Origin of the sequence: uncultured Paracoccus sp. (assembly GCF_945915435.1) — a bacterium.
In the GTDB taxonomy this organism is placed as follows: Bacteria; Pseudomonadota; Alphaproteobacteria; order Rhodobacterales; family Rhodobacteraceae; genus Paracoccus.
Genome location: NZ_CAMEFG010000014.1, coordinates 19,246 through 46,068 on the forward strand (window position 1 = coordinate 19,246; position 26,823 = coordinate 46,068).

Sequence of the window (26,823 nt, forward strand, 5' to 3'; positions counted from 1 at the left end):
GTCCCCTAATGCCCGGCCGCCGTGGCGCCCATTTCGTTCAGAAGCTCGAACCGTTCGAACCGCTCCAGCGCGAAGGGCAGCAGGATATCGGGCACCCGCCCCGTGGCGATGGTTTCGGCCATGCGCTTGCCCGCGACCGGGGTCGCCTTGAACCCGTAGGTTCCCCAGCCCGCATCCAGCCAGTAGTTTTGCAGCGGCGAGGCCCCCATGATCGGGCTGAAATCCGGCGTGACGTCGGTGATCCCGGCCCATTGGCGCAGGATCTTGACGTTGTGCAGGAACGGCATCAGGTGCAGCGCGCCGGTGGCCAGCGCCTCTTTCTGCGGCAGGCTGGATCGGGTCGAGACCAGTTGATAGGGGTCCGTCGCCCCCCCGATCACGATTTCCCCGCGCGAGGATTGCACCAGGTAGGTGTGCAGGTTCGACGACGACAGCAGGATATCCAGAAACGGCTTGAGCGGCTGCGTCACCATCGCCTGCAAGGGAAAGTTGCGGATCGGCAGCTTCAGCCCGGCCAGCGCGGCGATATGCCCGTTCATCCCGCCCGCCGCTTGCAGGATCTGCCCGGCGGCGATGGTGCCGCGATTGGTGCGGATCTCGGTCACGCGCTCACCGGCGATGCCGAAGCCCGTGACCTCGGTGCGCTGATGGATCTCGGCCCCCTTTTCGGCGGCGCGCTTGGCATAGCCCCAGGCCACGGCGTCATGGCGCGCGGTCCCGCCATCGGCGTGCCACAGCCCGCCCATGACCTCGTGCTGGCCGCCGATGTCCATGTTCACCTGCGGGCAAAGTTCGCGCACGGTCTGCGCATCGACCACCTCGGCGCGGATGCCGACATGCTTGCCCATCTCGGCCCGCAGCCGGAAGCTGCGCATCGCCGCATCGGAATGGGCCAGCGTCAATTGCCCGCGCTGCGAGAACATGACGTTGAAGCCAAGTTCCTGCGACATGGTTTCGTAAAGCCCGATCCCCTCGCGGTAGAACTCGATCGAGGGCGGCGTCAGGTAGTTCGACCGGATCGTGGTCGTGTTTCGCGCGGTGTTGCCACCGGCCAGATAGCCCTTTTCCAGCACGGCGATATCGGTGATGCCGTGATAATGCGACAGGTAATAGGCCGCGGCCAGACCATGCCCTCCGCCGCCGATGATCACCACGTCATAGCGTTTGCGCAACTCGGGCGTGGCGGGAATGTCGGCATAGGGCCGGTGCCCGCGTCTCAACCCGTATTTCAGCAATTCCATCGGCATGGGCCACCTCGTCTTTCGCGGCCCATCTGACGCGCGGCCCGCCCGCCGCACAAGAAAAGGAAACCTGCCCTTTGACCCCGTTTTCGTTATGGCCAGGAAAGGAAACCGGGCTGGTGGCGCCCCGCCGGAACTGGTAAAAACCGATCTTCCACCGCCCGGATGACGGAAAATCCGCCTTATGGACCTGCGCTTTCTGGAAACCTTCATCACCATCGCCGATTGCGGCTCGATCGCCGAGGCGGCGCGGCGGCTGAACCGCAGCCCGGCAGCCCTCGCCCAACGCCTGCGCGCGCTGGAAGAGGAACTGGGCCATACGCTGGTCCTGCGTTCCGGCCGCACGGTCCAGCCGACGGCCGAGGGGCTGGCGATCCTGGATCACGCCCGGATGCTGGTCCAGGGCGCGCGCGACTTGCAGGCGCTGGCGGCGAACGGCGTTCCGGCGGGGCAGCTAAGGCTGGGTGCGACCGCGACGGCGCTGACGGGCCTGCTGCCCGGCATCATCGCGCGGCTCAGCGCCGATCACCCCTCGATCGACTATTTCGTGCAGCCCGGTTCCTCGGTCGATCTGTATCACCGCGTGGTCGAGGGGCAGTTGGACGCCGCATTGATCGTCAAGCCGCAATTCGCCATCCCGAAATCGACCGGCTGGCTGACGATCCGCGACGAACCGCTGGTCTTCATCGCATCCCGCAGCACCCCCGAACAGGATCCCCATGTGTTGCTGGAACGGTCTCGTTTCATCCGCTACGACCGCAACCAATGGGGCGGGCAGATCGTGGACCGCTATATCCAGGACCACGGCCTGAAGGTGCAGGAATGGCTGGAACTGGACGCCCTCGACGCCATCGCCGCATTGGTGGACCGGGGCCTTGGCGTTGCCATCCTGCCCGATTGGGCGCCGCCCTGGCCGCAAGGGCTAAGGCTGTGGAAGGCCCATCTGCCCGACGGCGAGGCCCGCCAGGTCGGGGTGATCTGGCAACGCGCAGGCGCAAGGCACCCCGCCGCCAGCGCCTTCGTGCAGGCCTGCCGAAGCGCCGGGGCGGAACCCCTGGACCATCCCGGCTGACAAGCCGCTAAAGCCAGCGGGGATGAAATATTCGACCCGAGCACCGTAGTATCTCATGGGTCCGATCATCCTCACCGCCGTGTCGAGTGCGGTTGAAGAACTCGGCCAGCCAATCCGACACGTCCTGCAACCCGGCCTCCGCCGCCGGAGACCCCGGCGGGCAATGAGTTCGTTACGGCGGCTCACGCCCCTCATGGCCACCATTCCTTCAGAAGCCACATGATGAATTTGCAGCCAAGGAACAGAGCGGTGAAAAAGACGGCGGCAATTGCGAAATAGAGGGAGAAAAAGAGAAGGGATCGATCCCACAGAAGGACACAGACGCTCTCGGCGGAGTAATATAAATCGGGATCACATAGCTCATCCCCCTGATAGGTGGTTTTGGCGATGTAGATAGGGAGAAAGCCGAACAGGATGGACAGGGCAGTTGCGATGAACGCGTAAATTTTCATGGCTGCTCTTCCCTTATCGGAGCTTTTCGGGGTGCGGGGGTATTGGAAGCCAGTCCGGACGAAGTGTTTTGGTGAAAAACTCCACCCGAGCGCCGTACTCATCCACTGCTTGCGCGTTCAAATTCCTGTAAAGGGTCGCAATTTTTCTGGTGGTTCGGTCATTCGGGGCCAGTCGCTCGGCGATCCGCTTCAGCATGAACGCGCCCGCATCGAAATTCTTGGCCGGATCGTACATGTCTTCTTCGGAGAAAAGCATCGGCCAGTAGGACACGTTGATGTTCATAGGTCGGATGCTCTTGTTGACCCCAAGCCATTCGGCAGGCTCATCATACCATCCGTGGGTGGTCTCCATCACTGCGATGGACAACAGCAATATTTCCGGGACGGCAAAACGCGCAGCACTGGCCTTGATATACTGTGGCCATGCAAGAAATTTGTTGGTGCGGGATGCCAATATTCCGCTTTCGTGCCAGGGCGCTTCCGCGCTGGCACTATAATCGTCCTCGATCCAGAAATTGTATGGAATGTCGTGGATCATCGACGCCTTGCGAGAGACCTTCACACGGACGAAAGCGGTCTGGTTGCCCTGAAAGGGGATGTCGTGCCGAAAGGAATCGCCCAGAGGAATATCCCGGTAATCGTGATGCGAGGTGCCAATGCGTGGCCTCACGTCGAGATTGTAGGTGTTGATACCATGTTTCCGGGTCTGCCAGATTTCGACCTCTCCACCACTGTCTTCCAACGTGTTGTCGCGGCCCATCCGGTGCAGGGTTGCTGCGAAGGGATGGGATGAGCATCACGCTCATAACTGGGTTCGACCATGACGACGGCATCGGCGCAGTCGCATTTCTGGATGATCTGACCGAGTTCCAGATTGCTGTCATAGGTGATGTCGAAGTCTACCACTCACTCGTTCTTTACCTTCTTTATATGGTCAGGGGTGTTCAGGCAGGGCGGAACACGCCCGAGGGCAGCTTGAAGCGCGACCAGCGGAGATTGTCGCAAGGCTCGCCATCGGTGCCTTCGGGGAAGATGCGGCGCTCCATATGGCCCGGCATCTCGGCCTTGCTTTCCTCGACCGTGTGCAACTCATCGAGCCGCTTGATGAACATCAGAAAGGTCGGTTGCTTGATGACGGACAGCGGGTTCGAGACCCCGCCCGACCAGAAGGCATTCCGGATCTGGTCGATTTGGTTGCGGATCGGTCCTGTCAGCATCGCCTGTCCTGTTCGTGCGGTCGGGCGGACAGTAGAAGTTGCGCGAGGGATACTCAACAGCGGCCGCGCCGTTCATCCCGCGCAGGGCGGGTCAGCCTGCGATGGCCTTGGGCGGGATGTGGCGCAGCTTGTCGGGATTGCGGGTGATCCAGATGGCGGCAATGCGGCCCTCGCGCACCTCCAGCGCGGTGGTCTGGACCACGCCGCCCGGCCTGACCGAGACGAAGCCGGGCGCGCCGTTGATCCGGCACAGGCGCAGCCCCGCCCCTGCCGGATATGGCCATTTGCGCGCGATACCCGCGAAGAAGCCCGCCGCGCGGCTGCGCCCCCGCAACACGTTCAGCGCCGAGCGCACCTTGCCGCCGCCATCGGTATGAACCTCGATTTCCTCGGCAAACAGGTCCAGCAGCGCCTGCATGTCGCCCTCGCGGCTGGCCCGCCAGAAGGCGGCGACGATGGGCAGGCTCTGGTCGGGCGGGGCGGCGGCGGGTTCGGCCCCCGCCATCCGGCGCCGCGCGCGGGACACGAGTTGGCGGCAGGCGGCGGGGCTGCGGTCCACCACGGCGGCAATCTGATCGAAGCCGAAATCGAAGGCGTCGCGCAGGATGAAGGCCGCGCGCATCTGGGGCGTCAGCCGGTCCAGCGCCAGGACCAGCGCGATGCCGACATCCTCGGTCACCATCCATTGCCGTTCCGGGCCGGGATCGTCGTCCGCCACCAGCGGATCGGGCAGCCAGGCGCCGACATAGGTTTCGCGCCGCATCCGCGCCGTTTTCAGGTGATCGAGGCAAAGCCGCGTCACCACCGCCCCCAGCCAGTGCGGCACCTGCCGGATCGCGCCCAGGTCCTGTCCGGCAAAGCGCAGCCAGGCCTCTTGCAGGATGTCCTCGGTATCGGCGACCGAGCCGGTCATGCGATAGGCCAGCCCCGCCAGGCGGCGGCGCTGGCCTTCAAAGATCGGGCCGTGCCGGTCAGGTGGCATCGTTTTCCCGCCCTGGATGCTGCGCGCGGAACCCTACCGCGAAACGGTTCCAGGCGTTGATCACATTCACGATCAGCGTCAGTTCGGCCTGTTCGGCGGCGGTGAACCGGGCGGCGAGCGCGTCGTAATCGGGCTGGGGCGCGCCGGTCGCCTCCAGCCGGGTCAGTGCCTCGGCCCAGCCAAGCGCGGCACGTTCGCGGGCGTCGAAGGCGGGGCTTTCGCGCCATGCCGCCAGCACGTCCAGCTTTTGCTGCGAGACGCCCGCCGCGCGCGCCTCGGGGGCGTGCATGTCCAGGCAATAGGCGCAGCCGTTGATCTGGGACACGCGCATCTTGACCAGTTCGCGCAGCGCAAGCGGGATCGAAAGCCCGCGGCTGGCGGTTTCCAGCGCCAGCATCGCCTTCATCGCATCGGGCGCGGCCTTGAAATAATCGAGACGTGGGGTCATGGTCCTCTCCATCATGGCTTCCATGACCATGACGAAACGGCGGGCCGGTTTGTGACAGGACCGCCCTTCCCTTTCGCCCTGCCGGCGATTGCGGGGCGCGGGCGATGGCCAAGCGGGCCGCGTCTATGCAGGCGGGCCGAGGATCTGGTCCTTCAGGCTACCCGAGGACACGGGCGGCAGGTCGAAGTTCAGCCCGGCTTCCAGGTGACGCAGATGCTCGTCGGTCAGGCGCAGCAACAACTCCTCGTCCCGCGCCATCAGTGCATCGACGATTCCGACGTGATCGTCGCAATTCGAACATGAATTCCCCCCGCCCGGATACATGCCCAGGATCAGGGTGCTGCGCATGGTCAGCTCGGCCAGGAAGCGTTCCAGCACGCGATTGCCGGAAAGCCGGGCAAGATACATGTGGAACTGCTGCGACAGGCGCAGTTCGGTCGGCTTGTCGCGGCGTATCCGCGCCTCGGATTCGGCGGCGATATTGGCGCGGAGACAGGCGACGTCCTCGTCGCTGACGCGGGTGACGGCCTGCCGGGCGATGGTGCGCTCGATGGCGCGGCGGGCCTGGAAGATCTCGCGCGCCTCCTGCGCCGAGGGGGTAACGACGAAGGCGCCGCGATTGGGACGCAACTCGACCACATGCTTGGCGGCCAGCGAGGCCAGCGCGCGCCGGACATTGGCGCGGTTGCAGTTGAACAGCTCGCTCAGCGCCTGTTCGCCCAGCTTGGCCCCGGCCGGCAGGCGCTGTTCGGAAATCGCGTTAAGGACCGCATCGACGATCTGGCTTTCGGGCTGCGCGTCCATCGGCGTTCTGTTCTTCTTTCTGATCGACCCCTGGAAACTAACGGCAAATCCCAGGGCAGGCAACCACTCCACAGAATCGTTGACTTGATAACAATTCTTGTTAACAATCTTTGTTAACATAAATGGAGGCAGTAGTGGAAATCCTGGTCGTCAACCCGAACTCGACCCAATCAATGACCGACAAGATCGTCGAGGCCGCCCGCGCGGCCGCCAGCCCCGGCACGGTGATCCACGGCGCCACGGCGGCAGGCGCGCCCGCCAGCATCGAGGGCCATTACGATGAGGCAATGTCGCTGCCCGGCCTCATGGCGCGGGTCCGCGAGGCCGAGGCGCAGGGGATCGACGGCATCGTCGTCGCCTGTTTCGACGACCCCGGCATCGCCGCCTGCCGCGAACTGGCCAGCGGCCCGGTGCTGGGCATCTGCGAGGCGGCGGTGAAGGCGGCCAGCATGCTGGCGACCTCGTTTTCCGTCGTGACCACGCTGCCGCGCTCGGTCCCGGTGATCGAGCATCTGATCCACGGCTATGGCCTGTCGCATCAATGCCGCCGCGTGCGCGCGGCCTCGATCCCGGTGCTGGCGCTGGAAGAGCCGGGATCGGATGCACGGATCAAGGTGCGTGATGAAATCCTGCGCGCCATCCGCGAGGACCGTTGCGAGGCCGTGGTTCTGGGCTGCGCCGGCATGGCCGACCTGACCGCATGGCTCAGCGAAGAAACCGGCATCCCGGTCATCGACGGCGTCAGCATAGCGACCCGCATGATCGAGGCGCTGGTGGGCGCGGGGCTGAGGACCAGCAAGATCAACGCCTACGCCTTTCCAAACCGGAAATAGGCAAATCGACAGGGAGGAGACCTGAAAATGACAACGCAAGAGATGGTGCCCGACAGCGCCGTTATCGAACACAAGGCCGTGGGCGAGGAAAGCCTGGCCCCGCAAGAGGCGCGGATCATGGACCCCTGGTCCTACCTGTTCGCCTGGCTGGGCGGCTGCGTCTCGATCGGGACCTTCACCGTCGGCTCGGGGCTGGTGGGGACGCTGAATCTGCTTCAGACCTTCGTGGCCATCGCCATCGGCTGCACCGTGATCGGCCTGGCGCTGATGATCAACGGGCAGGCCGGGCACAAATACGGCATCCCCTTCATGGTGCAGGCGCGTTCGTCCTTCGGCTTTGCCGGGACGCGGATCCCGGCGCTGGTGCGTTCCGTCCCGGCCATCGTCTGGTTCGGCTTCCAAAGCTGGATCGGCGCCGGGGCGCTGAACCTGGTTTCCGACACGCTGTTCGGCTATTCCAACATCTGGGTGTTCTTCATCGGCTTCCAGGCGTTGCAGATCGGCCTGTCGGTGCTGGGCTTTCACGGCATCAAGTGGCTGGAAAACATCGGCTCGGTCTTTATCATCGGCTCGCTGATCTACATGTTCTTCAGCGTCATCGACAAATACGGCGCCGAGATCAGCGCCAACCTGATCAATACCGAAGGCACCTGGGGCGCGCCCTTCTGGGGCGGCACGATGCTGTTTCTGGGCATCTACTCGACCATGATGCTGAACGTGTCGGACTATTCGCGCGAATTGCGCAAGAGTGTCGGGCCGCTGCGGCAGGTGGTGATCTATGCGAACTCGATCCTGCCCGCCACGCTGTTCATGGGCCTGATCGGGCTGATGGTGTCCAGCGCGACCGGCGAGGTCGATCCGATCAAGGTCTTTTCCAGCGCCGTGGACAACAAGCTGCTGCTGGTCGTCACGCTTCTGTTCATCGCCTTCGCGCAGGTGACGACGAACATCCTCAACAACGTCGTGCCGCCCGCCTATGCGCTGATGGACGTGTTCAAGCTCAACTTCAAGACCTCGGCGGTGATCGTGGGCGTGCTGGCCTTCGCCACCTTCCCCTGGGAACTGGTCAAGGACGAATCGGCGGCGGGACTGAACCTGTTCATCCGCACCTATTCCGCCTTCCTCGGCCCGATCTTCGCGATTCTGGTGGTGGATTACTTCGTGCTGCGCAAGCAGGAACTGAACCTCGACAAGCTCTATGATCCCGAGGGGCCGTATAAGGGCGTCAACATGGCCGCCATCATCGCCATGTGCGTGGGCATCGTCTTCGCGCTGATCTTCTCGGGCATTTCGTGGTATGCGAGCCTGCTGCCCGCGGGCATCCTTTACTACCTGCTGATGAAGCATCTGCCCTCGGCGCAGCGCTTCCGCGAGAACTGAGCCATGAGCGGGCGGCCCCGAATGGCCGCCCGCCATCAATCCGGGGCCGCCTTCAGCCCCGGAGACAGTTTTCCTTGCGGGGTGCGAGGGTGCCGACCGCCTTTGTCCGTGGTTTTCTGGCTCAGGCCGGGTTTGCCTGGACGGCGGTGACGACTGCGGCGGCGGTGATGTCGTCGGCGGTGCATCCGCGCGACAGGTCGTTTGCGGGTTTTGCGAGGCCTTGCAGGATCGGGCCGATGGCGGTCAGCCCGCCGAGGCGCTGCGCGATCTTGTAGCCGATATTGCCCGATGCGAGGTCGGGAAAGATGAAGACGTTGGGGCGCCCCGTCAGGTGGCTGCGGGGCGCCTTTTTCGCGCGGATCGCGTCGTCCAGGGCGGCGTCGAACTGGATTTCGCCGTCCACTTCCAGGCCGGGTTCCGCCGCCCGGATCAGGGCCAGGGCCTCGTGGATCCTGCCCAGGCTGGGATGGCTGGCAGACCCGGCGGTCGAAAAGCTGAGCAAGGCGACGCGCGGCACCTCGGCCAGCACCTGCCGGCAGGACTGCGCGGCAGAGCGGGCGATGGCGGCGAGTTCGGCGGCATCGGGGGCGATGACCAGCCCGCAATCGGCGAAGATCATGCCCCCCTTGACCGGCGCCCCGCCGCTGCACGACAGCATCAGGAAGAAGCTGCTGACGATGCCCGCATCCGGCGCCTTGCCGATGATCTGCAAGGCCGCGCGCACCGTGTCGGCGGTGGTGGCGACCGCACCGCCGACGGTGCCGTCGGCCTGACCCAGCCGGACGCGCATCGCCGCCTGACGGATCGGATCGCGCATCTCAGCCAGCGCCCGCGGGGCGGTCATGCCGCGCGCGGCGCGCATCCGGTGCCAGTGATCGGCCAGTTCGGGCAGGTCGGGCGCCTCGTCCGGGTTCAGCGCGACGACGCCCGGCAGATCGGGACCGTTCATCAGCGTGACGCGCGCCAGCCCCCTGGCCGACAGGATCGCCGCCGCCTCGGCAACACGCGGATCATTGCCCTCGGGCAGGATGATGCGGCGGGGATTGGCCCGCGCGGCTTCAAGGATGCGTTCAAGCGGTTTCATCGGCAGCAGCTTTCACAAGGTCAAGGCAGGATGGGGTCATGGCAGGATGTGGATTTCAGCCGATCAGCTTCAGGCCGCCGGTGATGAAGGCGCCCAGGAAGACCGTCTCGGCCACGATCAGCGCGATGGCGCCGCCGCCGACCTCGAACATCTTTCTCAGCGAGGTCTTGATGCCCACCGCCGCGATGGCGGTCAGCAGCGCCCAACGCGAAAGCTGCGCGGCGATTTCGCCCACGACCGCCGGGATCAGCCCGAACGAGTTCAGCGCCGCCAGCACCAGGAAGCCGATCACGAAGCCCGGCAGCAGGGGCGGGGCCTTGCCGCCCCCGGTATCGGCCAGCCCGCGCGAACGCATCGCCAGCGAGATGCACAGCACCACCGGCGCCAGCATCGAAACCCGGATCAGCTTGACCAGCGTCGCCGTCTCGCCCGCCTCGGGGCCGATCGAGAAGCCCGCGCCGACCACCTGCGCGACGTCGTGGATGGTGCCGCCCAGAAAGACGCCCGCATCGCGCGCGCCAAAGCCGAAAAGCTGCGACAGCATCGGATAGACCACCATCGCGACGGTCGACAGCACGGTGACGGAAAGCACGGTGAAAACCAGGTCGCGCTCGGATTTTTCATGCCTGGGCAGGACGGCGGCAATGGCCATCGCCGCCGAGGCCCCACAGATCGCGACCGATCCGCCGGTCAGCAATGCAAAGCGCCAGCTTCGGCCCACGAAGCGCGTCGCCAGCAGCGCGAAGAGGATGGTCAGCACCACGCCCGCGACGATCAGCGCGATGGCCGTGCCGCCAAGCGCCGCCAGCATCTCGACCGAGATGCGCACGCCCAGCAGCGCGACCCCCAGCCGCAGGACGGTGCGGGCGGTGAAACCGATGCCGGGCGCGGTGCGGGTGCCCTCATCGGCCAGGAAGTTCAGCGCCAGTCCCAGAAGCAGCGCCAGCAGCATCGCGGGGGCGCCGTAATGCTCGGACAGGAACTGCGCCGTGATCGCAGCCAGCAGCGACACGGCAAAGCCCGGAAAGGCGGCCTGAAGCGTCTCGCGCGAGGGGATGAGTTCGGAAAACATCGTCGTCACCGGGATGCGAAAGGACAAGAGGGGTGGTCCGGCGCGGGCATGTCCGCGCCGGATCGGGATCATATCCCGGAAAACGACCCCCGGCGGCTGCGCCGGGGGCCTGCGTTTCTCAGGCCGCGCCCTTCTGGGGGCGCATGTCTGCGGGGTCGATGCCTGCGACCGGGACGGGCGCCTTCATCGCATCGCGGCGGAAAGGCTCGCCCAGTTCCTGGTTCAGCAGCACCTCGATGAAGGTGGTCTCGCCATGCTTCATCTGGCGCTCGACCGCATCGTGCAGCGCCGCCGTCAGCTCCTCGGCGCCGCGCACCTGGACGCCGTTGACGCCGCAGGCCTTCGCGATCCCGGCATAGGTGGTCTCGCGGTCCAGTTCCGTGCCGACGAAATTGTTGTCATACCACAGCACCGTGTTGCGCTTTTCCGCGCCCCATTGATAGTTGCGGAAGATCACCATCGTGACCGCCGGCGCTGAAGTCGCTGGATCGCGAGGGGCGGGTGATCTATATCGGCAGCTTCTCGAAATCGCTGTTTCCGGGGCTGCGCATCGGTTATCTGGTCGCGCCGGCGCCGCTGATCGCGCGGGCGCGGGCCTTGCGCGCCATGATGCTGCGCCATCCGCCCAACCACCTGCAACGCATCACCGCCTATTTCCTCGCGCTCGGCCATTACGACGCCCATATCGTGCGGCTGCGCCAGGCGCTGAAGCTGCGTCGCGCACGGATGGAGACGGCGCTGCACGACAACGGCCTGCGCATCGCCGGGGCGTCGAGTTCGGGCGGTTCAAGCTTCTGGGTCGAGGGGCCGCCGGGCATGGACAGCCGCCGCCTCGCCGAAAGCCTCGAGGCCGACCAGGTGCTGATCGAGCCGGGCGACGTCTTTTTCGAGACCCCGCCCGCGCCCTGTCCCTTCTTCCGGCTGGGCTATTCCTCGATCTGCGATGCCGATATCGGACCGGGCATCGAGCTGATCGCCCGCCATGCCAGCGCCCGCGGGTGATTTCGGCGCACCCGGTTTCCTGCCCCGCATGTCGGAAGCCCGGCAGGCGCGCCCTTTTTGCTGCGGCGCAGAATGCATAGCGGCTTTGCCGGAATCGTGGCTACTTCCCGCATCTTGCCCGGATTATATCCGCCTTGTCCGAAACAAGCCCGATGAATGGGCAAGATGAAAAAGGTGCCGAGATGTCCGCAGTCGAAATGAGCCATGTCCATGCTGCCACTGGCTTTGGTGGGATCGTTGCACGCACGGCCACGATGGTCGCCGCCTGGCACAACGCCCGCATCACCCGCCGCGAGTTGAACGCGCTGTCGGATCGCGAGTTGAGCGATATCGGCCTGTCGCGTGGCGATATCGAACGGGTTGCCCGCGGCCTGTGAGGCAAACCCCCGTTGATGAACGGACCCCGTGGCGGTGCTGCGGGGTTTTTTCATGCGCGGCGGCCCAAGAGGCCGAACCCTGCCCTTGCCGGAGTAGCCCCCGAAACCGGGGGATTTCCCCTGCCCGTGTCCATTGACCGACCGGCGGTCACAGGCAACAGCCCGGCAAAAGTCGGGCTGTTGCCTGCGGATCAACCGTCGGCCTGACCGCCGATCTTGTCCTGCGTCCTGGTCAGGAAATCGGATGCATCGTGACGCTCCCAAAGCTGTCCGGCCGGATCGCCCGAGACGTTGTTGACCATGATGCCGCGCCGAACGGCGGGGCGCATGGCGATCTCGGCCTGCCAGCGGTGGACGTTTTCGTAGATATGCGCCTCGATGAAGGTGGCCGCGTCGCCATAGACCCCGCCCGCGATCAGCCGCCCATACCAGGGCCAGATCGCCATGTCGGCGATGGAATACTCCTCGCCGGCCATGAAGCGGTGATCGGCCAGGTGCCGGTCCAGCACATCGAGCTGGCGCTTGATCTCCATCGTGAAGCGGTCGATGGCATATTCGATCCTGACCGGCGCATAGGCGTAGAAATGGCCAAAACCGCCACCGAGGTAAGGCGCCGAACCCATTTGCCAGAACAGCCAGTTCAGCGCCTCGGTCCGTGCGGCGGGGTCGCGGGGCAGGAAGGCGCCGAATTTCTCGGCAAGGTAGAGCAGGATCGCGCCGGATTCGAACACCCGCCGCGGCGGCGTGGCCGAGCGATCCATCAGCGCCGGAATCTTGGAATTCGGGTTCACCGCGACGAAGCCGCTGCCGAACTGGTCGCCGTCGCCGATACGGATCAGCCAAGCGTCGTATTCGGCGTCAAGCCCCGCCTCCAGCAGTTCCTCCAGCATGATCGTGACCTTCTGCCCGTTGGGCGTGGCCAGCGAATAGAGCTGCAGGGGATGCTTGCCGACGGGCAGGTCCTTGTCATGCGTCGGCCCGGCGACGGGGCGGTTGATGCTGGCGAACTTGCCACCGTTGTCCTTGTCCCATTTCCAGACCCTGGGCGGGGTGTAGTCGTCGCTCATGACCTCTCCTGTCGCTGTCTCGCCTCAAGATGTGGGGGATGGCACCGGATATCAACCGTCACCCCTGCCGGCAGCCGAAGCGCCGGGTCACGGGCAAATCATGCCTGGCGTTCGGGCAGGGTGACGACCAGCCCGTCCAGTTCCGGCGTCACCTTGATCTGGCAGGTCAGGCGCGAGCGAACCGGGTCCGGCTCCCACGCGAATTCCAGCATGTCCTGTTCAAGATCGTCACGGGGCGGCAGGCGCTCGATCCATTCGGCTGCGACATAGACATGGCAGGTCGAACAGGAACAGGCCCCGCCGCAATCGGCATGGATACCGGGGATGCCATTGTCGCGCGCGCCTTCCATCACCGTCAGGCCGGGGGCGAGTTCGACCTTGTGCGCGGTGCCGTCGGCTTCGATATAGGTAATGCTGACCATAGTGCCCTTTCAGCCCGCCAGAAGCGCGCGCAGATCGCTGGCGGGATCGGCGACAAGGGCGGCATCGACCGGCCCGCCACGTTCCAGCACCCGCTTCGCGACCATGAAGACGCGCGGGTCGTTCATCGCATCCACCGCCTGCAGCCGGTCGCCGTCGAAATACCAGTGCGAGCGGGCGGGACCGGCCCCCAACCGCGTCACCACGCGGTCATGGGCGCCGGAAAGCCCGGCGATCTGCAACTTGACGTCGAACTGATCCGACCAGAACCACGGTTTTGCCTGATAGACCTGCCCCGCCCCCAGCATGTTCGCGGCTGCAACCTCGGCCTGATCAATGGCATTGCCGACGCTTTCCAGCCTGATCCGCCCACCGCGCCAGGGAAAAGAGGTGCAATCGCCCGCCGCAAAGATCGCAGGATCGGCGGTCCGGCAATATTCATCGGTGCTGATCCCGTTTTCGCAGGTCAGCCCCGCCGCCTGCGCCAGTTCGATATTGGGCAGCACGCCGATGCCCGCGACAACCAGATCGGCAGGCAATTCGCTGCCATCCGTCAGCACGGCGCCGGTGACGCGGCCCCCCGCGCCGGTCAGATGCGCAAGGCCCACGCCCTCGCGCAGATCGACGCCGCGCGACAGGTGCAGGTCGCGGAAATAATCCGAGGTCTGGGGCGCCGCGACGCGGTTCAGGATGCGCGGCGCGGCTTCGATCAGCGTGACCCGCAGGCCCAGCTTGACGGCAGAAGCCGCGGCCTCAAGCCCGATATAGCCACCTCCAACGACCAGCAGGCGCAGGCCGGGCTGGCAAGCCTGCGCCAGCCTGTCGGCATCGGCCAGGCTGCGCATCACCAGCACGCCGTCCAGATCGGCGCCGGGCAACAACCGGGGCCGCGCGCCGGTGGCCAGCAGCAGGCGCCGATACGGCAAGGCATTGCCGTCCGACAGGACGACCTGGCGGGCCTCGCGCCGGATTTCGGTGGCGGTGCAGCCGGTCAGCAGGGTGATGTCACGCTCGGCATAGAAGCCGGGTGGGCGCAGGAACAGCCGCTCGCGCGCCATCTCGCCCAGCAGATAGGCCTTGGACAAGGGCGGGCGCTGATAGGGCGGCGCGGGCTCATTGCCGATCAGCGTGATGGGGCCGCCATGTCCCAGATCGCGCAGCTTGCTGGCGGCGGAAAAACCCGCCTGCCCCGCGCCGATGATGACGACCCCCTTATCCGTCATGGCTGCCTTCCGCCCGCAGGGGTGCGGTCACCTTCTGCATGGCGGTGATCAGCGCGTCGCGCTGGCGGGAAAGTTGGGCGGGGCTGCGGTCGCCGGTTTCGGCCTGCACACCCGCGGCCAGATCGGCGGCAAGCGCGGGGTCCAGATGCAGCACGCCCAGGTCGTCCCACCAGCGGTTGAAGCTGTCGGTATATCGTTCGCAAAAGGCCGCAAGCCCGCCCTCGCCCGCGCCCAGATGGAACAGCATCGTCGGCCCCATCGCCGCCCAACGCAGGCCCGGCCCCGCCCAGACCGCCTTGTCCACATCCTCGACCGAGGCGACGCCGGTCTTGACCAGATGGATCGCCTCGCGCCAGATCGCGGCTTGCAGCCGGTTCGCGACATGGCCGGGAACCTCGCGGTTGACGCGGATGGTGACCTTGCCGACCAGCCTGTAGAATTCTTCGGCCCCCGTGACGGCCGAGGGCCGGGTGCGATCGTTGCCCATCACCTCGACCAGCGGGATCAGGTGGGGCGGGTTGAAGGGATGACCCAAGACGAAGGGGCTGGGATCGGTCCAGCCCGCCTGCATCTCGCCCAGCGTCAGCCCCGAGGCGGACGAGGCGACGATGGCGCCGGGCCGCAAGGCCGGTTCGATTTCGGCATAAAGCGCATGTTTGATCGCGATACGCTCGGGCACGCTTTCCTGCACGAAATCGGCGCCGGTGACGGCTTCGGCTGCGCTGGCGTGAAAGCTCAGCGCGCCGCGGCGGCCCTTGGTAGCAAGGCCCAGTTCCAGCAGGGTCGGCCAGGCCTCGTCGATATAGCGGCGCACATCGGCCTCGGTGCCCGGCATCGGGTCGTGGACGGCGACATCGCGGCCCGAGGCCAGGAACAGCGCCGCCCAGCTTGCGCCGATGACACCCGCACCGATCACAGCAGTTTTCTGATATTCGCTCATTAATATAGCCCCGGCTGAAGCGGCGAGGCCGAGGTCAGCCCGCCGTCGATGGTGAAACATTGCCCGGTCACGAAACCGGAGGCATCCGAGACGAGCCACAGGATCGCCTCGGCCACGTCCTCGGGCCGCCCGAAGCGGCGCATTGCATGACGTGCCAGCGCATCGGCCTTGGCCCGTTCGGGATCGCGGGCCAGCGCGAAACCGGCCTCGGCCATTTCGGTCGCGATCCAGCCCGGTCGCACCGCGTTGCAGCGGATGCGGGGGCCGTGGTCGATGGCGATGGAACGGGTCAGGGCATGCACGAACCCCTTGGACGCATTGTAGATCGCCATCGACGGGTCCGCGACCTCGCCCGAGATCGAGCCGAGATTGACGATGCTGCTGCCCTCGGGTGCCTGCGGGATGAAAGCTCGGCACATGTTGAAGGTGCCGCGGCAGTTGGTGCCGATCACGCGATCCCAATCCTCGTCCGTGGTCTCGGTCACGGGTTTTTCGACCTGCACGCCTGCATTGTTGACCAAGACCGCGACAGGACCGAATTGCGCCTGCGCGGCGGCGACGATGCGTTCGGCATCCGCGCTGCGCGACACGTCGGCCTGCACCCAAAGCACCGCCTCGGCCAGGTCGGCGGGCCGGTCGCCGCGTCCGCAGGTTGCGACATTCGCGCCCGCCGCGCGCAGGCGGTCCACCGTGGCGCGGCCAATCCCGCGCCCGCCGCCGGTCACGATGGCGGTCTTGCCCCTCAGCGTCATGCGTGGGCCACCATCACATGGCGCACCGCCGTATAGGCGTCCAGCGCAAAGACCGACATGTCGCAGCCCGTCCCCGAGCCTTTCATCGCCGCCCAGGGCATTTCCGGCGTGGCGACGCCATGCGTGTTGACCCAGGTGAAGCCGTAGCGTAGCCGGCTGCTCATCGCCATCGCCCGGCCCGCGTCTCGGGTCCAGATCGAGGATGCCAGCCCATAGCGCCCCCGGTTCACCGTGCGGATCACCGCATCCTCGTCCGAGAAACGCGAGACGGTGACGACGGGACCGAAAACCTCGTTGCAGCCGATTTCCGCATCTTCGGCGACATTCGCCACCACGGTCGGCGCGTAGAAGAAGCCCGCGCCTTCGGGCCGGGTGCCGCCCGTCACCACCTCGCATTCCGCGCGGGCGCGGTCCACGAAGCCCGCCACCCGGTCGCGCTGCGCGGCGGAAACCAGCGGACCCATTTCGACGCCCTCATCGCGGGGCTTGCCGGTCCTGATGCTGGCGACCGCCGTGGCCAGATCGGCCACCAGCCGGTCGTAAATGCTGTCATGCGCCATGATCCGGCAGGGCTGCGCGCAATCCTGCCCGGCGTTGAAATAGGCCCCGCCGCGGATCGTCGCGACCACGGCGTCGATATCCGCATCGGCGCAGACGATCACCGGCGCCTTGCCGCCCAGTTCCAGATGCACATGCCGGATCTGCTGCGAAGCCGCGCGCATCGCCGCCTGCCCGGTGGCGGGCGAGCCGGTGATCGAGATCGCCTCGATTTCGGGCGCGTTGATCATGCGCTCGCCAACCGACGGGCCGCGCCCGTGCAGCACGTTCAGCACGCCCCTGGGCAGCACGTCGCGCAGCAGTTCCGCCAGCCGCAGCGTGGACAGCGGCGTGATTTCCGACGGCTTCAGCACCACCGGGCAACCCGCCGCCAGGGGCGCGGCCAGTTTCCACGCAGCCATCATCAGCGGATAGTTCCAGGGCGCGATGGCCGCCACCGGGCCGACCGGATCGCGGCGGATCATGCTGGTGTGGCCGGCGACATATTCGCCCGCAGCCACGCCCTGCATCGTCCGCGCGGCGCCTGCAAAGAAGCGGAAGCAGTCGATGGTCAATGGCATCTCATCGTCCAGCGCCGAGGGCCAGGGCTTGCCGCCGTTCAGGCTTTCAAGCCCGGCCAGTTCCCCGGCATTGGCTTCGATCACATCGGCGATCTGCAACAGCAGCGCGGCGCGTTCACCGGGGGTGGTGCGGCCATAGCTGTCGAAGGCCTCCGCCGCCCCGCGCATGGCGGCGTCGATCTGCTCGGGGCTGGCCTCGGGGACATGGGCGATTTCCTCGCCCGTCGCCGGGTTCCAGACCGGCAGCGCCTCGCCGTCGCCCGCGGCCAACTCGCCGTTGATGAGTAGTTTCGTCTGCATCGTCGCCTCCTTAAAATGCCACCTTGTCGCCGCCCTTCAGACCAAGGCGCTCGCGCGCCTCGGCAGGCGTCGCCACGGTCAGGCCAAGCCCCTCGATGACCTGCCGGATGCGCGTGACCTGCTGCGCGTTCGAGGTCGCGAGTTCCCCCTTGCCGATGAACAGGCTGTCCTCCAGCCCCACCCGCAGATTGCCGCCCAACAGCGCGCTTTGCGTGGCGAAGGGCATCTGGTGGCGGCCCGCCGCCAGCACCGACCATTCGTAATTTTCCGGCCCGAACAGGCGGTCGGCGACCTTGTGCATATGGACGAGGTTTTCCAGATCGGCCCCGACGCCGCCAAGGATGCCGAAGACCATCTGGACGAAGAACGGCGGCTTGATCAGCCCCTGGTCGATGAACCACTTGATATTGTAGAGGTGGCTCAGGTCGTAGCATTCGAACTCGAACCTCGTGCCGTGGCCGTCGCCCAGCGTCTTCAGCGCATATTCGATGGTGGCGAAGGTGTTGGGGAAGATGAAATCGCGCGTCATTTCAAGGAACTTCGGCTCCCAGTCGAATTTCCAACCGCTGTATTTGTCCAGCAAGGGGAAGATGCCGAAGTTCATCGACCCCATGTTCAGGCTGGCCATTTCCGGGCTGGCCGTGGTCGCGGCCAGCAGCCGCTCATCCATCGACATGCCAAGCCCGCCGCCGGTCGAGACGTTGATGACGGCATCGGTCGATTGCTTGATGACCGGCAGGAACTGCTGGAAGATCTCGGGGCGCGGGTCGGGCTTGCCCGTTTCCGGGTCGCGGGCATGCAGGTGGATGATCGCGGCGCCGGCCTCGGCGGCCTCGATGCTGGCGCGGGCGATTTCCGCCGGCGTGATCGGCAGATGCGGCGACATGGTGGGCGTATGGATGCCGCCGGTGGGGGCGCAGGTGATGATGACGGATTTGGCCATTGTCTTTCCTTCAGAATTTCATTTGCTGGACCTGCGCCGACAGCCCGCCATCCAGCACCCAAAGCTGCCCCGAGGCATAGCGCGCCTCGTCCGAGGCCAGCCAGTTGACCAGGTTGGCGATGTCTTCCGGCGTGCCGCAGGTGCGGGTCGGATGCACCGCCTTGACCTGATCCAGCACCGTGTCGAGACTGCCGCCCCCGGCCCCCGATCCTTCGCCGCCGAAGAAGCTGCGCAGCATCGGCGTGTCGACATAGCCGGGGCAGATGGCGTTGACGCGGATGCCCTCGGGGCCGTGGTCGCAGGCCATCGCGCGGGTCAGCGCGTGAACGGCGCCCTTGGTCGCGCAATAGGCGGCCAGCCCCGGATCGGCGATGAACCCGTCATAGGAACCGAAATTGATGATCGAGGCCATCCGCCCGCCCGCCGCCCCCTTGCGCAGAAGCGGCAGGGCGTATTTCGAGGGCAGGAAGGTCCCCGTCACGTTGATCGCGAAGATGCGGTTCCAGTCCTCCAGCGAGGTGTGTTCGATCGTATGTTCGATCTCGATCCCCGCCGCGTTGACCAGAACGTCCAGCCTGCCTTCCTCGGCGCCGATGCGGTCCATCGCGGCGCGGGTCTCGGCCTCGCTGGTGACGTCCAGCCGGATGAAGCGGCTGGCGTCGGGCGCGTCGCCCGTGCTGCCAGTGTCGCTGAGATCGGCGGCATAAACGACCGCGCCTTCGCGCAGGAAGCGGGCGCAGATCGCGCGGCCGATGCCGCCGCATCCGCCGGTGACCATCGCCACTTTCCCTTGTAGAATCCCTGTCATGTCCTGGACTTTCAGTCGGTTGTGGCCCGCCGCCCGCGTCTTGCGCGCGGGCTTCGCGGGATGTTTGCAGGGCGGCCCTAGGCGCGTGCGGCCCTGGCATAGGCGTCCAGCACCAGCCCGTGGAAATGGTGCAGCGCATGTTCGGACTGGCCCGAACCATCCGGGTCGTTCACGATCCGCCCTTGCGTGAAGGCGGGGGTGTTCATCCCGCGCTGCACGCTTTCGACAAGGCCGATATCCTCGGGCTGCAAGACCTCGTCGATATAGCGGATGGCTTCCTGTTCGGTCGCGTCCGCCTCGGGCGTTTCCAGGTAGAAGTCATAGGTCTCCAGCGTCCGGTCGGGACCCGCGGGAATGACGTTCAGCACGATCATCGAAGACCGCCCCGGATAGCGCATCAGGCAGGTGTTCGGCCACAGCCACCAGACGGCATGGGTCTTTACCTTGGCGTTCGACGTGTCATAGGCGCTGTTCGAGGTCTTGCCAGCCTCGGCCATATGGCTGGAATAGATGCCATGCGTGGTCACCTTGTAGGTGTCCATATCGACCAGCGTGCAGAAATCCTTGTGCGCGGTCGGGCAGTGGTAGCATTCGAGGAAGTTGTCGATGACGTTCTTCCAGTTCGAGCGGATGTCATAGGTCAGCCGGTGTCCGAAGGTCAGGTTGTCGATGTCGGGCGCCCAATGCCGGATCTCGGTTTCCAGGTCGCCGGACAGCTTGGACAGCGGCTCGGCCTGCGGATCAAGGTTGACATAGACGAAGCCGCAGAATTCCTCGACCTGCACCTGGTCGAGGCAGATTTCCCTGGCGTTGAAATCCTCCAGCGTCTCGGTATGCGGGGCGCGGACAAGCTGGCCGTCCAGCTTGTAGGTCCATGCGTGATAGGGGCACATGATCCGCGTGGTATTGCCGTTGCCCTCCAGCAGGTGATGGGCGCGGTGCTTGCAGACGTTGTAGAAGGCGCGCAGCTTGCCCTCGCGGTCACGGACCACCGCGACGGGCTGGCCGGCGATCTGGACGGCGATATAGTCGCCGGGGTTGCGGACCTTCTCGACATGGCAGACCCATTGCCACGTCCGGGCGATGATGGCTTGCAGATCGACCTGATACCAGCGCGGGTCGGTGTAGGCATCGGCGTTCAGCGACATGGTGCGCGAGGGGTTCGCGTCATAGCCGCGCGATATGGCGTCGAATTCCGACTTGTTGGGAAGTTCCGTCATGGCGATATCCTTTCATGCGGGGGCAGCCCTGGCGTGTTCGGATGGCTGTTTCTGGAATCAGGATAGCCGCGGCGGATCGCCGCGCTTGTCGCCTGATCGACATCGGTTTGTGATTTTTGGACGGCTTGATCAGGCGCCCTTGCGGTGCATCGGCCAGGCCCGGAATTCGAAGGGAATTCGCCCCTCGGACCGATCCGCGCGGGGCGGGATGCCGAAGCGTTCGCGATAGGCCTTCGAGAAATGCGCCTGGCTGGTGAAGCCGCTGGCCGCCGCGATCTGCGCCATCTGAAGGTCGGTCTGCGTCACCAGCCCCCGCGCCCGGTCCAGGCGGATATCGCGGTAATACAGCACGGGGGTCTTGCCGATATAACGCTCGAACAGGCGGTTGATCTGGCGTTGCGACAGCCCGACCCGTTCGCACAGTTCGGGGATGGGCAGCGGTTCTTCGAGGTTCTTTTCCATCTCGGTGATCACCTGCCGCAGCGCCTTGGGTGCGGTGTAGCCCAGCGGTTCGATGGCCGAAGGGTTCTGGGGCGAGCCTTCGGGGCGGATGGTGGGATGAAAGATATAGCGCGCCGCCGCATTCGCCAGCGCATTGCCGCAATGGCTGCGCAGGAAATGCAGGCCCATGTCGATGGCCGCCGCCCCGCCGCAGCAGGTGAAACGCTGCGGGGTCAGCGTGAACAGGTCCTCGGACACCTCGATATCGTCATGCAATTCGCCCAGCGCGTCGATATGTTCATAGTGGACGGTCGCGCGCTTGCCATCCAGTAATCCGGCCTGCGCAAGGATGAAGGCCCCGGTGTCCAGCGCGCCGATGGTGACCCCCGCCCGCGCCCAACGCCGCAGGGGCACCAGCAATTGCGGCGAGGCATGGGCCTCGGGCGACCAGCTTGAGGAAACCACAACGATGTGGAACGTCTCGGACGCAATCTCGGACAGGACACGGGTCTCCACGCTCAGCCCGTTGCTGGCCTTGACCAGGCCACCCTCGACCGAGGCGAACTGCCAGCTTACATGCGCGGTGCCGTCCAGATAATTGGCCGCCCGCATGGGATCGACGAATCCCGTGGTCGCCAGAAGGTTGAAACTCGGCGTCACGATCATCAGGATCTTCAGCGTGCGATCCGTTTCCTGGGGCATGGCGCTTTCGGGTGTGGCGAATTGGGAATAATTCCTGACGATCCATTGTAAAAATCGCGCGGATTTTCAGCAAGGATTCTTTGCGCCGCCCTTCACCGGCGCCAATGCGCCGTCCTTGGACGAAGGGCCACCTCAACCGCTTGGGCGATTTTTGGCAAATAACAGTCGATCTTTGACAAACCAAATCTCGCTTGCGTGCAACACTTCCACAAAACCAACCATAACCGTGTTCAGGGAGCCTACCATGAAGCGACCACAAGCAACCGCATTGGCAGCTATCGCCGGACTGTCCATTTCATTCGCCCAGGCCGCGGAACTGGGCGCTGTGGATGAGCCGATCAAGCTTGCCGTCAACGAATGGACCGGCCAGCAGATCACCACGCGCATCGCCGGGCACATGCTGGAACAGGCGGGCTACAAGGTCCAATATGTCACCGCCGGTTACCAGAACATGTGGCAGGCCATGTCCGACGGCGATCTGGACGCGGCGGTCGAGGTCTGGGCCTCGAACGTGCCGCAAGGCTATCACCAGTTGCATGACGCCGGAAAGCTCGAGGATCTGGGCGCGCTTGGCCTCGATGCGCGCGAGGGGTTCGTCTATCCCGCCTATATGGAGGAGACCTGCCCCGGCCTGCCCGACTGGCAGGCACTGGCGGAATGCGCGGCATCCTTCGCCACGGTCGAGACCCTGCCCGAGGGCCGGCTGCTGGACTATCCGGGCGAATGGGGCACGCCGGGCGCGGACCGGATCAAGGCGCTTGGCCTGCCCTTCCGGGCGATTCCCGCAGGATCGGAAGGCGCGCTGGTCGCCGAGTTCCGCGCCGCGACCGCGCAGAACGCGCCGCTGCTGGCGGTCTTCTGGCAACCCCATTGGGCCATCGGGGCCTTCGACCTGCGCTTCGCCGCCCTGCCCGAAGGGACCGAGGAATGCTATTCCGACCCCGCCGCCGGTCCCAACCCCGACGTGACCGGCGATTGCGATTTCATCCCGACCCGAGTCTTCAAGGCCGCATGGCCGGGCATGAAGGAAAAATGGCCCGCCGCGCACGAAATCCTGTCGAACCTGACCCTCAGCGTCGAACAGCAGCAGCCCCTGATGGGCGCGGTCGATGTCGATGGCCGCCAGACGCCCGAGGTCGTGGCCGAATGGCTGGCAGCCAACGAATCGGCCTGGCGTCCCATCGTCGATGCGGCGGTGGAGTAAGCCGCGATGACCGCCACCCCCAACGCCGCCCCCGCGATTTCCTGCAAAGGGGTCTGGCAGGTCTTCGGTGTGAACCCGAAGAAAAACCTCGACCGCGCCTTGCAGGAAACCGGCGGCGATCCGCATGAAACGGCGCAGCTTCTGCGTCGGCGCGGGCTGATCCCCGCCGTGCAGGATGTGACCTTCGACGTGCGCGAAGGCGAGGTCTTCGTCATCATGGGCCTGTCCGGGTCCGGCAAATCGACGCTGATCCGCACGATTTCACGCCTGATCGAGGGCACGGCAGGCGAAATCCGCATCGGCGGCGAGGATATCTTCGCCGCCGATGCCAGGCGCCTGCTGGCGCTGCGCCGCGACAAGCTGGGCATGGTCTTTCAGCATTTCGGCCTGTTCCCGCATATGACCATCGTGGATAACGTGGCATTCCCGCTGAAGATGCAGGGCATGGCCACCGCGCCCCGCCGCGCCCGCGCCATCGAGGTGCTGGAACTCGTCGGCCTTGGCGGGCGCGAGGATGCGCGGCCCCACCAGCTTTCCGGCGGCCAGCGCCAGCGGGTCGGCATCGCGCGATCATTGGCGGTGAACCCGGACCTGTGGTTCCTGGACGAACCTTTCTCGGCGCTTGACCCGCTGATCCGGCGGCAGTTGCAGGACGAATTCCTGTCGATCCAGGCCGATCTGGGCAAGACGGCGGTGTTCATCACCCACGACATCACCGAGGCGCTGAAGATCGCCGACCGCATCGCCATCATGCGCGGCGGTGTCGTGGTCCAGATCGGCACGCCCGACGACATCATCCTGAACCCGGTCGATGATTACGTCCGCGAATTCACCCGCGACGTGCCCAAGGGCCGCCATGCCCATGTCGAGACGATCATGACCCGCCCCGACCCGCTGCCCGAAATGCCCGACGACCCCAAGCTTGGCGCGGACATGACCATCGATTCGGCACTGGCCGCCTGCATGTCCCTGTATCAGCCGGTGCCGGTCTGGGGCCGCGACGGGCAAATGGCGGGCGTCGTCAGCCCCCGCGACCTTGCCGCCGCGCTGAAAGCGGAAACCTGAGCCGCAACCTTCATCGGATATCCCCATGACCGACCGATTTTCGCCCGGAACCCGCGCGGCTGCCCTGACCCTGCTGGTCGGCCTTGCCTGCGTGATATTCGCGCCCCTGGCCCCGTGGCTGGTGAAATGGCCCGCCGCGCTGACGGTTCCGGCGACCGAATGGATCGGGGCCGTGGTGACATGGCTTGCCGATGCGCTGAAGCCCCTGGCCCGGATGGGCGCGCGGGCGCTGTCCTGGCCGATGGACTGGGCCGGTTGGGCGCTGATCCAGACGCCCTTCCCGCTGACCATCGGCGCGGTCACCGCGCTTGGCTGGCACCTGGGCGGTTGGCGCATGGCGGCGGGGGTGCTGGCCGGGCTGGGTTTCGTGCTGATCAGCGGATATTGGGCGCCCGGCATGACCACGCTTTCGCTGGTCGCGGTCTCGGTCCCGCTGGCGCTGCTGGCGGGGGGCGTGACGGGGATCGTCGCCTACAAGCTGCCCGCACTGCGCCGCCCGATCCACGTGCTTCTGGACGTCATGCAAACGGTGCCGACCTTCGCCTACCTGACGCCGCTCTTGCTGCTTCTGGGTTTCGGGCCGGTGGTCGGGCTGATCGCCTCGGCCATCTATGCCGCGCCGCCCATCGCGCGCAATGTCCTGCTGGGGCTTGAGCGCGTCGATCCCGACATCCGCGAGGCCGCCGCGATGAACGGCGCCAACCCATGGCAGCAACTGTTCCTGATCGAGCTGCCGACCGCGTCCCGCCAGATCTGGGTCGGCGTCAACCAGACGATCATGGCCGCGCTGTCGATGGTCATCATTGCCGCGGTGATCGGCGGCTTCGACGATATCGGCTGGGCGGTGCTGCTGACCATGCGCAAGGCGGATTTCGGCAACAGCCTGGTCGCCGGGCTGGTCATCGTGATCTTCGCCATGCTGATCGACCGCCTCAGCGGCAAGCTGGCCGAGACGCGGCCGGTCTACTCTGCCCGCATCACATGGGTGATCCTTGCGCTGACGGTCATCTGCACGCTGATCGCCGCGCGCCACCTGCCCGCATCGAATGCGATCAACCTGCTGGGCGGCGTAACCGACTGGATGAACGCCACGCTCGGGCGCTTCATCGCCGCCTATGGCCCGCTGCTGAACGCAATCAAGACCAACGCGATGATCTATCTTCTGCTGCCCCTGCGCATCGGCTTCGACCATGCAGTGACGCCGATGACATGGGGTTTCCAGTGGAGCGCCCCGATCTCGGCCGCCTATTTCGCGGTGGCGGCGCTGCTGGCGGCATGGCTTGGCTGGCGCGGGCGCCTGCTGGCGGCGCTGGTCCTGCTGCTGGCGGCCGGGGTGCTGAAACTGGGCATCACGCATCTGCCCTGGCCCTTCGTGCTGTTCGGCGCGGGCGCGCTTGGCTGGGTCGCAGGCGGGCGCGGGCTGGCGGCCTATGCGGTGATCCTGCTCGCCATCATCCTTGTCATGGGCTTGTGGGAGCCCGCGCTGCTTTCCCTTTACCTTTCGGGGACGGCGGTGCTGATCTGCGCGGTCGTGGGTGGGCTGATCGGCCTGTTGTCCGCGCTTAGCCCCGCGATGTGGCGCGTTGTGCGGCCGATCTGTGACCTGTTGCAGACGATCCCGATGTTCGTCTTCCTGATCCCGGTCCTGATGTTTTTCCAGATCGGAGAGTTTTCCGCCCTGCTTGCCATCTGCTCTTACGCGGTCGTGCCGATGATCCGCTACACCCGTCAGGGGCTGGTCTCGACCCCCGAGGATCAGGTCGAGGCCGCGATTTCCTCGGGTGCGAATCGGCGGGCGCTGCTGACCGAGGTCCGGCTGCCCTATGCCGCGCCGGTGATCCTGCTGGGGCTGAACCAGACGATCCTCTATGCATTCTCGATGCTGGTGATCGCCGCGCTGATCGGCACGACCGACCTGGGCCAGCAGATCTATCTGGCGCTTGGGCAGGGCGATGTCGGGCTTGGGGTGGCCGCAGGCGCCGCGATGGCCATGCTGGCGCTGGTCGCCGACCGGCTGGTGCAGGGCTTCGCCCGCAAGCAAAGCGAGGCGCTTGGGCTGGAGTGAAGCCCACGCCTGCAGGGGCCGCGAAATCAACCAGCGTTTCACCGCCGGAAGGCTCAGAACGTGATCTCTGGTTTCCATAAGGGTTGGTGCCTGGCTGCCGGCCCATCCCCGCCAAGGCCCCCGCCTCGCATCTACGAGATCATGCGCTGCCGGGACGAGGGCCATTCCGAATAGACGCCTGGCGAACACGCCCTCGCCGAAGGCTGGCGATGGCATGACGCATCTCCTCAGGGCGCGATCACCTGCTGGGCCGAGCGCGCGCAATAAAGTTGGCTGTCCGCGGCTTGCGCTTCGTCGCAAGGCTCGCCTTCCGCCAGCGGGGTGACGGTGAATGTCTCACCCGTCACCTCGACCCGATAGCGGTTCGTTTCGACGCTTGCGGGGACGCCGTGGACGAAGGGTGTCAGGCGCAGGTCGCTTTCCCCGCAGATCGCCAGGATCGGCGGCTGCCCGGCATCGGTCAGGATGGTGGTGACGGCATCGCGGCTGGCCTCGCATTCGACCATATCGTCGGCCTCGGAAAGCGTCACCCGGACCGAACCGTCCTGCATCGCCGTCAGCACCAGAAGCGTGATTTTCAGCATGATTCCT

The 26,823-nt window shown here is 65.8% G+C and carries 28 protein-coding genes and 1 pseudogene; 8 read left to right on the forward strand and 21 right to left on the reverse strand.

Features of this window, described 5'->3' with window-relative positions:
- Positions 1-5: 5 nt before the first annotated feature.
- The gene (locus Q0O97_RS06590) at positions 6-1,247 is read right to left on the reverse strand and encodes an FAD-dependent oxidoreductase (protein WP_294926466.1); all 1,242 of its coding nucleotides are present in this window, start codon (positions 1,245-1,247) and stop codon (positions 6-8) included.
- A gap of 178 nt (positions 1,248-1,425) precedes the next feature.
- On the opposite strand from Q0O97_RS06590, the gene Q0O97_RS06595 reads away from it, so the two are divergent.
- Positions 1,426-2,313 (forward strand): LysR family transcriptional regulator, encoded by an 888-nt coding sequence (locus Q0O97_RS06595; protein WP_294926468.1) that lies wholly within the window; start codon positions 1,426-1,428, stop codon positions 2,311-2,313.
- 191 nt (positions 2,314-2,504) lie between these two features.
- Here the strand turns inward: Q0O97_RS06595 and Q0O97_RS06600 are convergent, their stop codons facing one another.
- From Q0O97_RS06600 to Q0O97_RS06625, 6 genes are all read right to left on the reverse strand, one after another.
- The gene (locus Q0O97_RS06600) at positions 2,505-2,765 is read right to left on the reverse strand and encodes a hypothetical protein (protein WP_294926470.1); all 261 of its coding nucleotides are present in this window, start codon (positions 2,763-2,765) and stop codon (positions 2,505-2,507) included.
- A 13-nt stretch (positions 2,766-2,778) separates the two neighbouring features.
- Positions 2,779-3,525 carry a hypothetical protein gene (locus Q0O97_RS06605; protein WP_294926472.1) on the reverse strand — a complete coding sequence of 249 codons (747 nt, stop codon included), beginning with the start codon at positions 3,523-3,525 and terminating at the stop codon, positions 2,779-2,781.
- Between the two features lie 184 nt (positions 3,526-3,709).
- The gene (locus tag Q0O97_RS06610; protein ID WP_366125243.1) at positions 3,710-3,982 is read right to left on the reverse strand and encodes a type I restriction-modification system subunit M N-terminal domain-containing protein; all 273 of its coding nucleotides are present in this window, start codon (positions 3,980-3,982) and stop codon (positions 3,710-3,712) included.
- A 91-nt stretch (positions 3,983-4,073) separates the two neighbouring features.
- Entirely contained in the window at positions 4,074-4,964 is an 891-nt protein-coding gene (sigJ, locus tag Q0O97_RS06615) for an RNA polymerase sigma factor SigJ (protein ID WP_294926474.1), read from the reverse strand.
- Positions 4,954-5,412 (reverse strand): carboxymuconolactone decarboxylase family protein, encoded by a 459-nt coding sequence (locus tag Q0O97_RS06620; protein ID WP_294926476.1) that lies wholly within the window; start codon positions 5,410-5,412, stop codon positions 4,954-4,956. The genes sigJ and Q0O97_RS06620 overlap by 11 nt, the downstream gene beginning before the upstream one ends.
- Before the next feature lie 123 nt (positions 5,413-5,535).
- The gene (locus Q0O97_RS06625; protein WP_294926478.1) at positions 5,536-6,216 is read right to left on the reverse strand and encodes a GntR family transcriptional regulator; all 681 of its coding nucleotides are present in this window, start codon (positions 6,214-6,216) and stop codon (positions 5,536-5,538) included.
- Between the two features lie 134 nt (positions 6,217-6,350).
- On the opposite strand from Q0O97_RS06625, the gene Q0O97_RS06630 reads away from it, so the two are divergent.
- Both Q0O97_RS06630 and Q0O97_RS06635 read left to right on the forward strand, forming a co-directional pair.
- Complete coding sequence (locus Q0O97_RS06630; protein WP_294926480.1) at positions 6,351-7,049, forward strand: aspartate/glutamate racemase family protein; 699 nt, start codon at positions 6,351-6,353, stop codon at positions 7,047-7,049.
- A gap of 27 nt (positions 7,050-7,076) precedes the next feature.
- A complete protein-coding gene (locus Q0O97_RS06635; protein WP_294926482.1) occupies positions 7,077-8,429 on the forward strand; it encodes an NCS1 family transporter in 1,353 nt (450 codons plus the stop codon).
- A 121-nt stretch (positions 8,430-8,550) separates the two neighbouring features.
- Here the strand turns inward: Q0O97_RS06635 and Q0O97_RS06640 are convergent, their stop codons facing one another.
- The 3 genes and pseudogenes from Q0O97_RS06640 to Q0O97_RS06650 form a co-directional block, all read right to left on the reverse strand.
- The gene (locus Q0O97_RS06640; RefSeq protein WP_294926484.1) at positions 8,551-9,513 is read right to left on the reverse strand and encodes a phosphate acetyltransferase; all 963 of its coding nucleotides are present in this window, start codon (positions 9,511-9,513) and stop codon (positions 8,551-8,553) included.
- Between the two features lie 55 nt (positions 9,514-9,568).
- Complete coding sequence (locus tag Q0O97_RS06645; protein WP_294926556.1) at positions 9,569-10,585, reverse strand: putative sulfate exporter family transporter; 1,017 nt, start codon at positions 10,583-10,585, stop codon at positions 9,569-9,571.
- Between the two features lie 118 nt (positions 10,586-10,703).
- Positions 10,704-11,057, reverse strand: a pseudogene (locus Q0O97_RS06650) (thiamine pyrophosphate-dependent enzyme); the annotation flags it as partial.
- Between the two features lie 11 nt (positions 11,058-11,068).
- Here Q0O97_RS06650 and Q0O97_RS06655 point away from each other — a divergent pair.
- Together Q0O97_RS06655 and Q0O97_RS06660 are read left to right on the forward strand one after the other, a co-directional pair.
- Complete coding sequence (locus Q0O97_RS06655) at positions 11,069-11,587, forward strand: PLP-dependent aminotransferase family protein (RefSeq protein WP_294926557.1); 519 nt, start codon at positions 11,069-11,071, stop codon at positions 11,585-11,587.
- A gap of 182 nt (positions 11,588-11,769) precedes the next feature.
- Entirely contained in the window at positions 11,770-11,964 is a 195-nt protein-coding gene (locus Q0O97_RS06660; RefSeq protein ID WP_294926486.1) for a DUF1127 domain-containing protein, read from the forward strand.
- Between the two features lie 191 nt (positions 11,965-12,155).
- Here Q0O97_RS06660 and yghU read toward each other — a convergent pair whose 3' ends face one another.
- From yghU to Q0O97_RS06710, 10 genes are all read right to left on the reverse strand, one after another.
- Entirely contained in the window at positions 12,156-13,031 is an 876-nt protein-coding gene (gene yghU / locus Q0O97_RS06665; RefSeq protein ID WP_294926488.1) for a glutathione-dependent disulfide-bond oxidoreductase, read from the reverse strand.
- Positions 13,032-13,129: 98 nt separating this feature from the next.
- On the reverse strand, positions 13,130-13,453 hold the full coding sequence (locus tag Q0O97_RS06670) for a 2Fe-2S iron-sulfur cluster-binding protein (protein WP_294926490.1): 324 nt from the start codon (positions 13,451-13,453) through the stop codon (positions 13,130-13,132).
- Positions 13,454-13,462: 9 nt separating this feature from the next.
- The gene (locus Q0O97_RS06675; RefSeq protein ID WP_294926492.1) at positions 13,463-14,674 is read right to left on the reverse strand and encodes an FAD-dependent oxidoreductase; all 1,212 of its coding nucleotides are present in this window, start codon (positions 14,672-14,674) and stop codon (positions 13,463-13,465) included.
- Positions 14,664-15,614 (reverse strand): 3-hydroxyacyl-CoA dehydrogenase NAD-binding domain-containing protein, encoded by a 951-nt coding sequence (locus Q0O97_RS06680; RefSeq protein WP_294926494.1) that lies wholly within the window; start codon positions 15,612-15,614, stop codon positions 14,664-14,666. Before Q0O97_RS06680 ends, Q0O97_RS06675 begins: the two co-directional genes overlap by 11 nt.
- Positions 15,614-16,366 carry an SDR family oxidoreductase gene (locus Q0O97_RS06685; RefSeq protein ID WP_294926496.1) on the reverse strand — a complete coding sequence of 251 codons (753 nt, stop codon included), beginning with the start codon at positions 16,364-16,366 and terminating at the stop codon, positions 15,614-15,616. The genes Q0O97_RS06680 and Q0O97_RS06685 overlap by 1 nt, the downstream gene beginning before the upstream one ends.
- A complete protein-coding gene (locus Q0O97_RS06690; protein ID WP_294926498.1) occupies positions 16,363-17,784 on the reverse strand; it encodes a gamma-aminobutyraldehyde dehydrogenase in 1,422 nt (473 codons plus the stop codon). The genes Q0O97_RS06685 and Q0O97_RS06690 overlap by 4 nt, the downstream gene beginning before the upstream one ends.
- 10 nt (positions 17,785-17,794) lie before the next feature.
- Positions 17,795-18,727, reverse strand: a complete 933-nt coding sequence (locus Q0O97_RS06695) for a 3-keto-5-aminohexanoate cleavage protein (RefSeq protein WP_294926500.1) — start codon at positions 18,725-18,727, stop codon at positions 17,795-17,797.
- 10 nt (positions 18,728-18,737) lie between these two features.
- Positions 18,738-19,535 carry an SDR family oxidoreductase gene (locus tag Q0O97_RS06700; protein WP_294926502.1) on the reverse strand — a complete coding sequence of 266 codons (798 nt, stop codon included), beginning with the start codon at positions 19,533-19,535 and terminating at the stop codon, positions 18,738-18,740.
- Between the two features lie 77 nt (positions 19,536-19,612).
- On the reverse strand, positions 19,613-20,755 hold the full coding sequence (locus tag Q0O97_RS06705; RefSeq protein ID WP_294926504.1) for a ring-hydroxylating oxygenase subunit alpha: 1,143 nt from the start codon (positions 20,753-20,755) through the stop codon (positions 19,613-19,615).
- Positions 20,756-20,884: 129 nt separating this feature from the next.
- Positions 20,885-21,898: a GlxA family transcriptional regulator gene (locus tag Q0O97_RS06710; protein ID WP_294926506.1), complete on the reverse strand. Its 1,014-nt coding sequence runs from the start codon at positions 21,896-21,898 to the stop codon at positions 20,885-20,887.
- A 244-nt stretch (positions 21,899-22,142) separates the two neighbouring features.
- Between Q0O97_RS06710 and Q0O97_RS06715 the strand changes: the two genes are divergently transcribed.
- Genes Q0O97_RS06715 through Q0O97_RS06725 form a run of 3 tightly spaced genes read left to right on the forward strand, consistent with a single transcriptional unit; the run spans position 22,143 to position 26,232 of the window.
- Positions 22,143-23,102, forward strand: a complete 960-nt coding sequence (locus tag Q0O97_RS06715; RefSeq protein WP_294926508.1) for an ABC transporter substrate-binding protein — start codon at positions 22,143-22,145, stop codon at positions 23,100-23,102.
- Positions 23,103-23,108: 6 nt separating this feature from the next.
- Positions 23,109-24,167, forward strand: coding sequence for a betaine/proline/choline family ABC transporter ATP-binding protein (locus Q0O97_RS06720; protein WP_294926510.1), 1,059 nt, complete (start codon positions 23,109-23,111; stop codon positions 24,165-24,167).
- A gap of 25 nt (positions 24,168-24,192) precedes the next feature.
- Positions 24,193-26,232 (forward strand): ABC transporter permease subunit, encoded by a 2,040-nt coding sequence (locus tag Q0O97_RS06725; RefSeq protein WP_294926512.1) that lies wholly within the window; start codon positions 24,193-24,195, stop codon positions 26,230-26,232.
- Between the two features lie 227 nt (positions 26,233-26,459).
- On the opposite strand, the gene Q0O97_RS06730 is transcribed toward Q0O97_RS06725, so the two are convergent.
- Positions 26,460-26,816 carry a hypothetical protein gene (locus Q0O97_RS06730; RefSeq protein ID WP_294926514.1) on the reverse strand — a complete coding sequence of 119 codons (357 nt, stop codon included), beginning with the start codon at positions 26,814-26,816 and terminating at the stop codon, positions 26,460-26,462.
- Between the last annotated feature and the right edge of the window lie 7 nt (positions 26,817-26,823).

Bases quoted from the DNA above. Each gene is read 5' to 3' on its own strand.
- Q0O97_RS06610 (WP_366125243.1), bottom strand. From the start codon at position 3,982: ATGCTGACAGGACCGATCCGCAACCAAATCGACCAGATCCGGAATGCC.
- Q0O97_RS06595 (WP_294926468.1), top strand. From the start codon at position 1,426: ATGGACCTGCGCTTTCTGGAAACCTTCATCACCATCGCCGATTGCGGC.
- Q0O97_RS06725 (WP_294926512.1), top strand. From the start codon at position 24,193: ATGACCGACCGATTTTCGCCCGGAACCCGCGCGGCTGCCCTGACCCTG.
- Q0O97_RS06600 (WP_294926470.1), bottom strand. From the start codon at position 2,765: ATGAAAATTTACGCGTTCATCGCAACTGCCCTGTCCATCCTGTTCGGC.
- Q0O97_RS06715 (WP_294926508.1), top strand. From the start codon at position 22,143: ATGAAGCGACCACAAGCAACCGCATTGGCAGCTATCGCCGGACTGTCC.
- Q0O97_RS06660 (WP_294926486.1), top strand. From the start codon at position 11,770: ATGTCCGCAGTCGAAATGAGCCATGTCCATGCTGCCACTGGCTTTGGT.
- Q0O97_RS06625 (WP_294926478.1), bottom strand. From the start codon at position 6,216: ATGGACGCGCAGCCCGAAAGCCAGATCGTCGATGCGGTCCTTAACGCG.
- Q0O97_RS06645 (WP_294926556.1), bottom strand. From the start codon at position 10,585: ATGTTTTCCGAACTCATCCCCTCGCGCGAGACGCTTCAGGCCGCCTTT.
- Q0O97_RS06695 (WP_294926500.1), bottom strand. From the start codon at position 18,727: ATGGCCAAATCCGTCATCATCACCTGCGCCCCCACCGGCGGCATCCAT.
- sigJ (WP_294926474.1), bottom strand. From the start codon at position 4,964: ATGCCACCTGACCGGCACGGCCCGATCTTTGAAGGCCAGCGCCGCCGC.
- Q0O97_RS06590 (WP_294926466.1), bottom strand. From the start codon at position 1,247: ATGCCGATGGAATTGCTGAAATACGGGTTGAGACGCGGGCACCGGCCC.
- Q0O97_RS06635 (WP_294926482.1), top strand. From the start codon at position 7,077: ATGACAACGCAAGAGATGGTGCCCGACAGCGCCGTTATCGAACACAAG.
- Q0O97_RS06710 (WP_294926506.1), bottom strand. From the start codon at position 21,898: ATGCCCCAGGAAACGGATCGCACGCTGAAGATCCTGATGATCGTGACG.
- yghU (WP_294926488.1), bottom strand. From the start codon at position 13,031: ATGAGCGACGACTACACCCCGCCCAGGGTCTGGAAATGGGACAAGGAC.
- Q0O97_RS06730 (WP_294926514.1), bottom strand. From the start codon at position 26,816: ATGCTGAAAATCACGCTTCTGGTGCTGACGGCGATGCAGGACGGTTCG.
- Q0O97_RS06620 (WP_294926476.1), bottom strand. From the start codon at position 5,412: ATGACCCCACGTCTCGATTATTTCAAGGCCGCGCCCGATGCGATGAAG.
- Q0O97_RS06605 (WP_294926472.1), bottom strand. From the start codon at position 3,525: ATGGGCCGCGACAACACGTTGGAAGACAGTGGTGGAGAGGTCGAAATC.
- Q0O97_RS06685 (WP_294926496.1), bottom strand. From the start codon at position 16,366: ATGACGCTGAGGGGCAAGACCGCCATCGTGACCGGCGGCGGGCGCGGG.
- Q0O97_RS06705 (WP_294926504.1), bottom strand. From the start codon at position 20,755: ATGACGGAACTTCCCAACAAGTCGGAATTCGACGCCATATCGCGCGGC.
- Q0O97_RS06690 (WP_294926498.1), bottom strand. From the start codon at position 17,784: ATGCAGACGAAACTACTCATCAACGGCGAGTTGGCCGCGGGCGACGGC.
- Q0O97_RS06720 (WP_294926510.1), top strand. From the start codon at position 23,109: ATGACCGCCACCCCCAACGCCGCCCCCGCGATTTCCTGCAAAGGGGTC.
- Q0O97_RS06675 (WP_294926492.1), bottom strand. From the start codon at position 14,674: ATGACGGATAAGGGGGTCGTCATCATCGGCGCGGGGCAGGCGGGTTTT.
- Q0O97_RS06640 (WP_294926484.1), bottom strand. From the start codon at position 9,513: ATGAAACCGCTTGAACGCATCCTTGAAGCCGCGCGGGCCAATCCCCGC.
- Q0O97_RS06680 (WP_294926494.1), bottom strand. From the start codon at position 15,614: ATGAGCGAATATCAGAAAACTGCTGTGATCGGTGCGGGTGTCATCGGC.
- Q0O97_RS06700 (WP_294926502.1), bottom strand. From the start codon at position 19,535: ATGACAGGGATTCTACAAGGGAAAGTGGCGATGGTCACCGGCGGATGC.
- Q0O97_RS06670 (WP_294926490.1), bottom strand. From the start codon at position 13,453: ATGGTCAGCATTACCTATATCGAAGCCGACGGCACCGCGCACAAGGTC.